The sequence below is a fragment of the Amycolatopsis sp. NPDC114484 genome (assembly GCF_055633755.1).
In genome coordinates, this window is record NZ_JBVKDQ010000003.1 from 505,301 (window position 1) to 513,968 (window position 8,668).

10 protein-coding genes are annotated in these 8,668 nt (G+C 68.4%); 6 read left to right on the forward strand and 4 right to left on the reverse strand.

The genetic code is table 11. The annotated features are described in order from the left end of the window. Window positions 1–405: 405 nt before the first annotated feature. Complete coding sequence (locus ACZ7SW_RS11600) at window positions 406–1,230, reverse strand: isocitrate lyase/PEP mutase family protein (protein ID WP_470230333.1); 825 nt, start codon at window positions 1,228–1,230, stop codon at window positions 406–408. An 87-nt stretch (window positions 1,231–1,317) separates the two neighbouring features. Then, a complete protein-coding gene (locus ACZ7SW_RS11605) occupies window positions 1,318–1,950 on the reverse strand; it encodes a peptide deformylase (protein ID WP_470230334.1) in 633 nt (210 codons plus the stop codon). 93 nt (window positions 1,951–2,043) lie between these two features. On the opposite strand from ACZ7SW_RS11605, the gene ACZ7SW_RS11610 reads away from it, so the two are divergent. After that, window positions 2,044–3,240, forward strand: a complete 1,197-nt coding sequence (locus tag ACZ7SW_RS11610; RefSeq protein WP_470230335.1) for a cysteine desulfurase-like protein — start codon at window positions 2,044–2,046, stop codon at window positions 3,238–3,240. Next, entirely contained in the window at window positions 3,241–3,975 is a 735-nt protein-coding gene (locus tag ACZ7SW_RS11615; protein WP_470230336.1) for an enoyl-CoA hydratase-related protein, read from the forward strand. Here ACZ7SW_RS11615 and ACZ7SW_RS11620 read toward each other — a convergent pair. Together ACZ7SW_RS11620 and ACZ7SW_RS11625 are read right to left on the reverse strand one after the other, a co-directional pair. Next, window positions 3,972–4,487, reverse strand: a complete 516-nt coding sequence (locus tag ACZ7SW_RS11620) for a TetR/AcrR family transcriptional regulator (protein ID WP_470230337.1) — start codon at window positions 4,485–4,487, stop codon at window positions 3,972–3,974. The genes ACZ7SW_RS11615 and ACZ7SW_RS11620 overlap by 4 nt on opposite strands. Continuing rightward, window positions 4,420–5,013 (reverse strand): GNAT family N-acetyltransferase, encoded by a 594-nt coding sequence (locus ACZ7SW_RS11625; RefSeq protein ID WP_470230338.1) that lies wholly within the window; start codon window positions 5,011–5,013, stop codon window positions 4,420–4,422. The genes ACZ7SW_RS11620 and ACZ7SW_RS11625 overlap by 68 nt, the downstream gene beginning before the upstream one ends. A gap of 318 nt (window positions 5,014–5,331) precedes the next feature. On the opposite strand from ACZ7SW_RS11625, the gene ACZ7SW_RS11630 reads away from it, so the two are divergent. From ACZ7SW_RS11630 to ACZ7SW_RS11645, 4 genes are all read left to right on the forward strand, one after another. Beyond that, window positions 5,332–5,754 (forward strand): hypothetical protein, encoded by a 423-nt coding sequence (locus ACZ7SW_RS11630; protein WP_470230339.1) that lies wholly within the window; start codon window positions 5,332–5,334, stop codon window positions 5,752–5,754. A 590-nt stretch (window positions 5,755–6,344) separates the two neighbouring features. Continuing rightward, entirely contained in the window at window positions 6,345–6,899 is a 555-nt protein-coding gene (locus ACZ7SW_RS11635) for an Rv1733c family protein (protein WP_470230340.1), read from the forward strand. A gap of 484 nt (window positions 6,900–7,383) precedes the next feature. After that, on the forward strand, window positions 7,384–7,833 hold the full coding sequence (locus ACZ7SW_RS11640; protein ID WP_470230341.1) for a helix-turn-helix domain-containing protein: 450 nt from the start codon (window positions 7,384–7,386) through the stop codon (window positions 7,831–7,833). Then, window positions 7,830–8,372 carry a toxin gene (locus tag ACZ7SW_RS11645; RefSeq protein WP_470230342.1) on the forward strand — a complete coding sequence of 181 codons (543 nt, stop codon included), beginning with the start codon at window positions 7,830–7,832 and terminating at the stop codon, window positions 8,370–8,372. Before ACZ7SW_RS11640 ends, ACZ7SW_RS11645 begins: the two co-directional genes overlap by 4 nt. The last annotated feature ends 296 nt before the right edge of the window (window positions 8,373–8,668 follow it).

Below are 8,668 nucleotides of genomic sequence, written 5' to 3' on the forward strand. Positions count from 1 at the left end.
GGAAGAGCGTGCCCCGCTAGGGCTTGCCCCGCTAGGGCGCGTCAGTCACGGATATCTCGTCCGGCTTAGTCGCCCGAGAGCGCTGGTTCGCCACGCCGACTCGTAACCACGGCCAGCGGCCGACTGGTGTGACGGGAATGCTCACCTCACCTCACCTCACCTCGCTCGGTTCTGCGCGCGGCTAACTGGCTTCGTCTCTCGCCTGGCCCCGCCAACCCCGGACAGGGCCCCGGCCCAGGCAGCGATCCGGCCGCAGGAGCTGCCGGGGCTCGACCTCAAGCGCTTGCCGCCCTAAGCCGTCCCGGGATCAGCCAGGACCGAGACCGACCGGGAGCGGAGGCCAGCCGGAACCGAAACCAGCCAGGACCGAGACCGGCCGGAACGGAGACCAGCCGGGGACCGGGCTCAGCTGAACCAGCCGTTCACCGTTCCGAAGTCCAGTGCGCCAGTCACCTCCCCGTAAGTCCCCTGCTTCAGCACCTCGGCCGCGGCGTGGTGGGCCAGCGAGTAGGCCGCCTGGGCGATCGACGTTCCGACACTCACCCGGCGCACACCGGCCGCGGCGAGGTCTGACACCGGTGGTGCTCCCGGTCCGGCCATGGCGCTCACCGGGATCGGCGAGGACTTCGCCAGTTCCGCCAAGACCTCGAGGTCCACCAGGCCCGGAACGAAGATGCTGTCCGCGCCAGCGTCGGCGTAAACGCGGGCTCGGGTCAGGACATCGTCGAAGCGGCCGGCGGGTTCGCCGATTCCGAACAGGTACACGTCCGTCCGGGCGTTGATCCACAACTCCGAGAGACCGGCCGTCGCGGCGGCGGCGCGGGCTGCGGTGAAGCGTTCCGCCTGTTCGTCCGGGGTGAATAGGGTGCCAGTTCCGGCGCGGGAGTCTTCGAGGTTCACGCCTACCGCCCCGGCCTCGACTACGCCGGTGACAGTTTCCGCGACGGCGGAAGGGGCTAGGCCGTAACCGCCTTCCACATCGGCCGTCACCGGGGCCTCGACCGCTGCGGCGATCTGGGCGACGACCGACAGCATTTCCGCGCGAGAGAGGTGTTGGCCGTCCCCTCGGCCCAGGGCCCAGGAGACACCGCCGCTGGTGGTGGCGATCGCGGAGGCCCCGGCGCGTTCGATGGCGACCGCGCTGCCCGCGTCCCAGGCGTTCGGCAGCACGAGGACGTCCGCCGAGTGCAGTTCGCGGAAGAGCTTTGCCTTGTCTTGCAACGAGTTCACGAGATTCCTCCCCAGTGGCGGGCCCCGGTCGGGGCAACTGCGGAGGAACGTATCAGCGGGCACCGACAAAAATCGGAGCCGAGAGAATCAGGGGAGGTCGAAGCCCAGTTCACGGGCGGCGTCGGCGGGGGTCGGCTGGGTCCAGCGGCGGGCGACGGCCTCGTGGGTGGACAGCGAGCGCAGTTCGGCCCGGTCCAGGTACAGGATGCCGTGCAGGTGATCGGTCTCGTGCTGGACGATTCGCGCTGGCCAGCCGGACAATTCCTCGTCCAGCGCCGCACCGGTTTCATCGCTGCCGCGAAGCCGGATCCGCAGGGCTCGCGCGACGACGGCCTGCCAGCCGCGCACGCTGAGGCAGCCTTCGAAGAACGCGGCGGTTTCATCGCCCACGCGGGTGTAGGTGGGATTCACCAGCACGCGGAACGGCAGCGGGACGATCCCGCGGGTGGCGAGGGTGGATTCGGCGACACCTGGGCGTTCGCGCGCACCGTCTTCGATGACCGCGATCCGCACCGACAGGCCGATCTGCGGCGCGGCGAGGCCGACGCCGGGCGCGGCGCGCATGGTCTCCTTCATGCCCTCGATCAGCGCGGACAGCATCCCGTCGCCCAGTTCGCCCTCGTACGGGCGGGCCGCCGCGCGCAGCACTGGGTCGCCTGCCTGCACGATCGGCCACGGCAACGGCTGGGCGAGCAGCTTTTCGACCTCTTCGGCGAGCACCGGCGGACCCCTCTCCAAGGGCAACGGGACAGCGGCATGATCGCACCCGCGCGGAGCACGACACTCGCCCGGGGATCAGGCAAGCTGGCAGCCGTGGCCTACGACGTGAACGCGATCCGCAAGCACTTCCCCGCGCTCGAGAGCGGCGCTGCCCACTTCGACGGACCTGGCGGCTCCCAGGTCCCGGATGTGGTCGGCGAAGCAGTGTCCTCGACCCTCTGCGCCGCTATCGCGAACCGCGGCACCGTCACAGCGGCGGAGCGCCGCGCGGACGGCGTCGTGCGCGAAGCCCGCCAAGCTGTCGCTGACTTGCTCGGCGCACGTCCGGAAGGCGTCGTGTTCGGGCGCAGCATGACCCAGGTGACCTACGACTTCTCCCGCACGCTCGCGAAGAACTGGGGTCCGGGCGACGAGGTCGTGGTCACCCGGCTGGATCACGACGCCAACATCAGGCCGTGGGTGCAGTCTGCCGAAGCGCGCGGCGCGACTGTTCGCTGGGCGGACTTCGACCCGGAGACTGGCGAGTTACCGACGTCAGCGATCACGGAGCTGCTCACTGACCAGACGCGGCTAGTCGCGGTCACTGCGGCATCAAACCTGCTCGGTACTCGCCCGGACATCCCGGCGATTACCGACGCGGTGCGCGAAGCGGGCGCGCTGAGCTATGTGGACGGCGTGCATCTGACACCGCACTCACCGGTCGACATCGCCTCCCTGGGCGCTGACTTCTACGCCTGCTCGCCGTACAAGTTCCTCGGTCCGCACCTCGGTCTTCTCGCCGCGGCGCCCGATCTCCTGGAGACGCTGCAGCCGGACAAGCTGCTGCCGTCGAGCAACGCCGTTCCTGAGCGTTTCGAGCTGGGTACGTTGCCGTACGAGCTCCTCGCGGGCACTACTGCGGCTATCGACTTCCTCGCTGGGCTCATACCGAGCGAAGGCAGCCGTCGCGAACGTTTGCGTACATCGCTGACGGCACTCGAAGCCCACGAAGACGCACTGCTGCAGCGGTTGGAGGACGGTCTCGCTGCCCTGCCACGCGTCGTGCGTTACGGCTCACCGACGCGGCACCGTACGCCGACGGTGTTGTTCTCAGTCACCGGACTGACGCCGCAAGATGTGTACGAGCGTCTCGGCGGGCGCGGGATCAACGCGCCTGCTTCGACGTTCTACGCCATCGAGTGCGCACGGCATCTCGGTCTCGGCGACGCTGGTGCCGTACGCGCTGGCATCGCGCCGTACACGACTGCAGCAGAGGTCGATCTGCTGCTCGCTGCTGTTGCGGAGCTGTGAATGAGCATCGAGACGACTGTCGACGGACAGGTCACCACCATCACCATCAACCGGCCGGAGAAGCGGAACGCGCTCACGAAGGCGATGTACGTCGCCCTCGCCGACGCCTTCGACGCTGTCCGCACGCCTATCGCCGTACTGAGCGGAGCCGGTGGTGCGTTCACCGCGGGCAACGACCTCGGCGACTTCCTCGCGCACGAAGCCGGAGACAACACGAAGACGCCCGCGCGGGTCTTTCAGGAAGCGTTGCTCGCGACGCAAGCGGTGGTGGTCGCATCGGTCGACGGTCCGGCTGTCGGCATCGGCGCGACCCTGCTGCTGCACTGCGACCTCGTCTACGCCACCGAACGCAGCTACCTGCAGTTCCCGTTCGTACCGTTGGGACTGGTGCCGGAGTTCGGCAGCAGTTACGCGCTGCCGCGCCGAGTCGGTCCACAGCGGGCGACGGAGCTACTGCTGTTCGGAGAACGCCTGCCTGCGGCGGAAGCGGCGCAACTCGGGTTGGTCAACGAAGTGCTCCCTGACGCGACAGCGCTCAGTAAGCGCGTCTCGGAACGCGTGGCAACGCTCGCCACCCGGTCGGTGCGCGCGGTGACGGCGACGCGCGCGCTGTTGCATGACCGCGTTGATCTGAGCGTCGAGGAGCGAATGGAGTCAGAATCCAAGCACTTCGCCGAACTGCTGCACGACCCGGCCACTGTCGCCACGTTGCGCGCGAAGCTCGACCGGCGTTAGCGACGACGGCGCTTGTCCACTGCAGCGTCGAGAACGGGCCCTAGTTCCTCGACGACGGTGTCGAGCGCCGTCACCGCACGCTCGACGCGCGCCAACACCAAAGCCCCTTCAAGCGCACTGATCATCAACACTGCCAACGAAGCAGCGCGCGCCGCCGGAACGCCCATCTGCTCCAGCGCGGACACGATGGGCTTCCGCCATTGCATGAAGGCGTCGTTCGCGCGCTCACGCAACGGTTCGCTCGAGGCCGCTGTGTCGGTGACAGTGGCTACCAACGGACAGCCGGCGTCGTAACCGATCTCGACAAACTCCGCGCGCCAGTGTTCGACAACCGCGGCGAAGAGCGCGGACGGCGTCGGGTCCGTCAGGGAGCCCATCGCGCGCGTCACGCGACGCGCGGCGTAACGGCCGGCCCAGTCGATGGCTTCGCCGAACAGCTGTTCCTTACCGCCCGGGAAGTAGTGCTGCAGCGACCCCCGCGACGCCTCGGCATGCGCTACTACCTCGCGCATTCCGGTGCCGCTCAGGCCTTGCGTACGCAGCAACTGCGCAGCGCTGAAGACCATCCGGTCGCGCGCCGGCCGTTCCGTCATCGAGCGTCTCCTCCGTAACCGTCAGCTCGTACTCGTTCTCACCGCCGTACCCCGGGACGAAGCGGAACCCGCACGCCCGCAGCAAACCTTCCGCGGCGACGTTGCCCTCCTGCACAGTGGCGTGCAGCGTCCAGTCTCTCCAACGCTCGGCGGCCAGCCTGACCAGGCCGCGGCCGATGCCCCGCCGCTGCCACCCGTCGGCGACGAGGAGCCCCAGCTCGACGCGGCGGCCGTCCTCCGGAACCGCGTTCAGCAGTCCCGCGGGCGCGCCGGAAACCTCGGCGACGAGGGCGGTGCCGGCGAGGAGGAATCGCCCGTACCGAACCAGGACCGCGTCCGGTTCGATCAAGCCGCCGAGGGTGAACCGGCGGCTCAGCGATTCCGGCGAGCAGGCGCGGACGAGAGCGGCCGCGGAACCGGCGGTGGCCGGTCGCACGGCGGTCATGACAGTCGTCATAACACGAGGGTCGCACAGGGCCGCGGCTATGACAAGCGTCATGGGAGATGTCACGCTGCCGACACGGCCCGCGCGGTCCGCGGGCCCCGGCACCGCCGAACGGCCACCGGTTTCGGGCAAGGCGAATTCACTCATCGTATCCGCGATACCCCATCGGCGGTAATTCCACCGATTAATCGGGCGCCGACCACGATGCGTGTCCGCTGAGCCTCTTTGGGTGAAAACGGTTCCCGATACCTGCCGGGAACCCGTTTCTTCCTTATATTTTCCTGGACGCTCCGGCCGGCGAGCAAAGGAGACACGGCCATGACCCAGTCGCTCGAGGTTCCGACGAAGGAATTCTGTCTCGACTGGACGATGGACGGGGCCAATGGCGGCAGGGTGCACTTCACCCTGTCCGGCCAGGTGAGCCTGTTGGACGGCAAGAGGTTCTACAAGGTCGACGGCGTGCTGTACATCGCGGACGGCAGCGCGTACTGCCGGGAGATCGGGAACCCGCGACTGCACGTGCGGCGCAACGGCGTCGAGGAGACCGGACGGCAATGGGGCTGGGAGCCGATCAGTTCCCGCAAGAGCGCGAACCGGCTCTGCACAATGGACGGCTATTTCGTGCGCACGGGCTACTGGGCGCCCGCCGATCGCAGCATCCAACTCGGAATCGTCGCCGAACACGGGATCACCCGGCGGCGTTCGCACAGCCCCACGGCCACGATTCGACTGGTCGACTGAATGGTTCCCGGATATCGGGATTTCTTCCCGGTTTGTGCTCGGCGATGACCCGATTCCGGACCGGCCAGCGACGCGCGGTTTCACGACAGCCCGGGCAGGCGAGCCTGTCCGGGCTTGTCCGCGACGGAAACCCGCGGTTGCCTCCTCGCGAACATCCGGCGCACAGTCAGCACCCGCGGTGCGATGCCTCAAGATCGCTTACCCGCCAACGCGAACCGTACTAATCAGACGACCGCGCAGCCGAACCTTCGGTACCCCAACCCATTCGCGGACGAGCCCGGCGAAAGATCAACCCAGGCAACGTGCTCCGCGCCACCCCGACCCGCGAGACATTGGCCTGGACCACTCAGCGCGACCGGTCCAAAACCGTGCCGCCCCAGCCCATACCGCCGCTCGTCGTCACCCACACGGGTAATCCCCGCCCTGGAGGTAAGCAGAAACACACCGGATCCCCAGGAAAAACGTGAAAAACGTTGTGCGGGACACAGCGCTCGCGCGCGCGAAAGAGGACCATGGGAGCCATGCGGAACAGGACTCGGGCAGGCAGACCACCACACCCTGGCAAACGATTGCTCCGACGGCTCGGCGCCGTGCGCAACCCGCTCGTGCGACGGTCGGACCGGATCGAAGGCGTGTTCGCCGGGATCGTCACGCTGCTGGCGCTCATCGCGATTCCGTTCGCGATGATGATCGGCAGCGCGGACATCACCGCGGAGACCGCCGCATCGGACACCCAGTTGCAGTCGCGGCACCAGGTCACCGCCACGGTGCTCACGACGGCCACGCAGCCGGCCGCTTCCGTCGGCGACAGCGCGCCGATCGCCAACACCGCGCGCGTGAACGCGGTCTGGAAGCCGCCGAACGGCGCGCAGCGGACCGGGATCATCACGGTGCCCAGTGCTTCCGCGACCGAGGGCTCGACCACCGACATCTGGCTCGACGACACCGGCAAGCAGACCACCGCCCCGCTGACGCACGCGGACGCGGTCACCAATGGCGTGCTCGTCGCGGCCTTCTGCTGGCTGTGCGCGGTCGCGGTGCTGGGCGGAGCGTTCTGGGTGGCACGACGAGTGCTGGACCACCGGCGCGCGGCGCGATGGGCTGAGGAATGGGCGCAGCTCGCCGGACCGGAAGCGGTTCGCTGAGGTCTTCGCGGGCCGTGCGCGGCCATCGTGCCCGCCGGAAGTTCCGCGCAGGAAGTCCCCCGGCACCAGCGCGGTCGGCCGCCGAATGTGCACGATCCGCCAGCCCGGCGGCAATCCGCTGATACCTCCGGGTCCTGCTCAACAGATGCTCCGCCGAAGAAGCTCATTTCGCTGTGCCTGCGCGGGTTGAGTCTTCGCCTCCGCGGCCCGGCGAGTAGCGCAGGTCGCCGGGCCCGGAGGCAGCCCGCTGTTCGCTTCCGCTGCCTCCGGGCCCGCCCTCGGCGGACCGAGCGGGGCGACACCCCCAGCGTCGCCCCGGGCCGGTACTACGCCTGTCGCTCTGCCCGGATGTGGCGAGTTAGCCACCAGCTATCTCGTCGAGGCACAGTCTTGTGGAGCCCTCCGGCGATTGTCAACTGTGAGCTAATCTGAGATAGTCGCCTTAGCTGAGAGCAATCAGCTGCAACTGGAGGGGCGTAGCAGCATGTCCGAAGACACTCAGCCGGCGGATGCCCGGCCCACCCTGGCCTCCAGACTCGACGACCTTTTCCGCACGGTGCGCCCGCAGGGACGGCACTGGACGAACGCCGAGGTGGCAGCCGAGCTGAAGCGGGCCTCGCCGGAGCTGAAGGTCGGCGCGGTGTACTTGTCTCAGCTGCGCACCGGCAAACGGACCAATCCCTCTCAGGAACTGCTGGCCGCACTGGCGAAATTCTTCGGTGTTTCCGTCGCGTACTTCTTCGACGACGAGGTCGCCGGATCGGTCCTGTCGGAGCTGGCCGCGGTGGAGGCGATGCGCCAGGCCGGCGTCCGAGCGGTCGCGATGCGCGCGGCGGGCATGCGCGAGGAAAACCTCCAGGCGATCACCACGATCATGGACCAGTACCGCAAAATGCAGGGGCTGCCCCCGGTCACGGACGAAGCGGCACGGTGACCGGCACCCCGTCCGAAGCCCCGCAGCGGCGCGAGCAGCTGCGGCGGATGCGCGACGAAGGCGCCCGGCGGATCGCCGAACTGGACCTTCCGCCGAAATACGACCTGGCCGCCCTCTGCGCGCGCCTCGGCGAGATCCGCGAACGGCCGATCACCCTCGTGCCGCTGCCGATGCCAGCGTCGCACCCGTGCGGAATGTGGGTAGCCGCACGGGGCGAGGACCTGATCTTCTTCGACGCCAACACCACCGGGGCGCACCAGGAGCACATCATCTTGCACGAGCTGGGTCACATCATCTGCTGCCATCGCGGCTCGGGCGTCCTGGACGACGAGAGCGCCCGCTCCCTGTTCCCCAACCTGGACCCGGACATCGTCCGAGACATGCTGATGCGCGCCACCTACGACGACGCGCAGGAACAGGAAGCCGAGATCATCGCCTTCCTGCTGTCGGAACGCATGGGCACCCCGTCGAAACCCATCGCCGAAACCCCCAAAGCAGGGGAGAAACCGATGGACCGAATCGAGCGCTCGCTTCTCTAGCCCGCCGAGGCACCCCCCGCAACGCACCGTCCGTGAGGGCCACCTTCACAGCCCCTGATTCCCTGAGGGTTCCCCTCACGCCCAGCCGCCGGTCCGCGAAGGGCTCCTTCACGTACTTAGATTCCCTCAAGGGCGCTTCACGGACCACCCCACACCAACCGCACCAACGCACCGAACCAGCGAGGCACCCACACCACCCCCGCACCCCGATACGAAGCCAAAAACGCGGCGCGGGGGGGGGGGGTCCAGCGAGCCCTCCCCCCTCTCCAAAGACCCCCCCACCCCACTCCCACCCC

Coding starts and splice junctions, on each gene's coding strand:
- ACZ7SW_RS11630 (WP_470230339.1), top strand. CDS start 5,332: ATGACCCAGTCGCTCGAGGTTCCGACGAAGGAATTCTGTCTCGACTGG.
- ACZ7SW_RS11625 (WP_470230338.1), bottom strand. CDS start 5,013: ATGACCGCCGTGCGACCGGCCACCGCCGGTTCCGCGGCCGCTCTCGTC.
- ACZ7SW_RS11620 (WP_470230337.1), bottom strand. CDS start 4,487: ATGCGCGAGGTAGTAGCGCATGCCGAGGCGTCGCGGGGGTCGCTGCAG.
- ACZ7SW_RS11615 (WP_470230336.1), top strand. CDS start 3,241: ATGAGCATCGAGACGACTGTCGACGGACAGGTCACCACCATCACCATC.
- ACZ7SW_RS11640 (WP_470230341.1), top strand. CDS start 7,384: ATGTCCGAAGACACTCAGCCGGCGGATGCCCGGCCCACCCTGGCCTCC.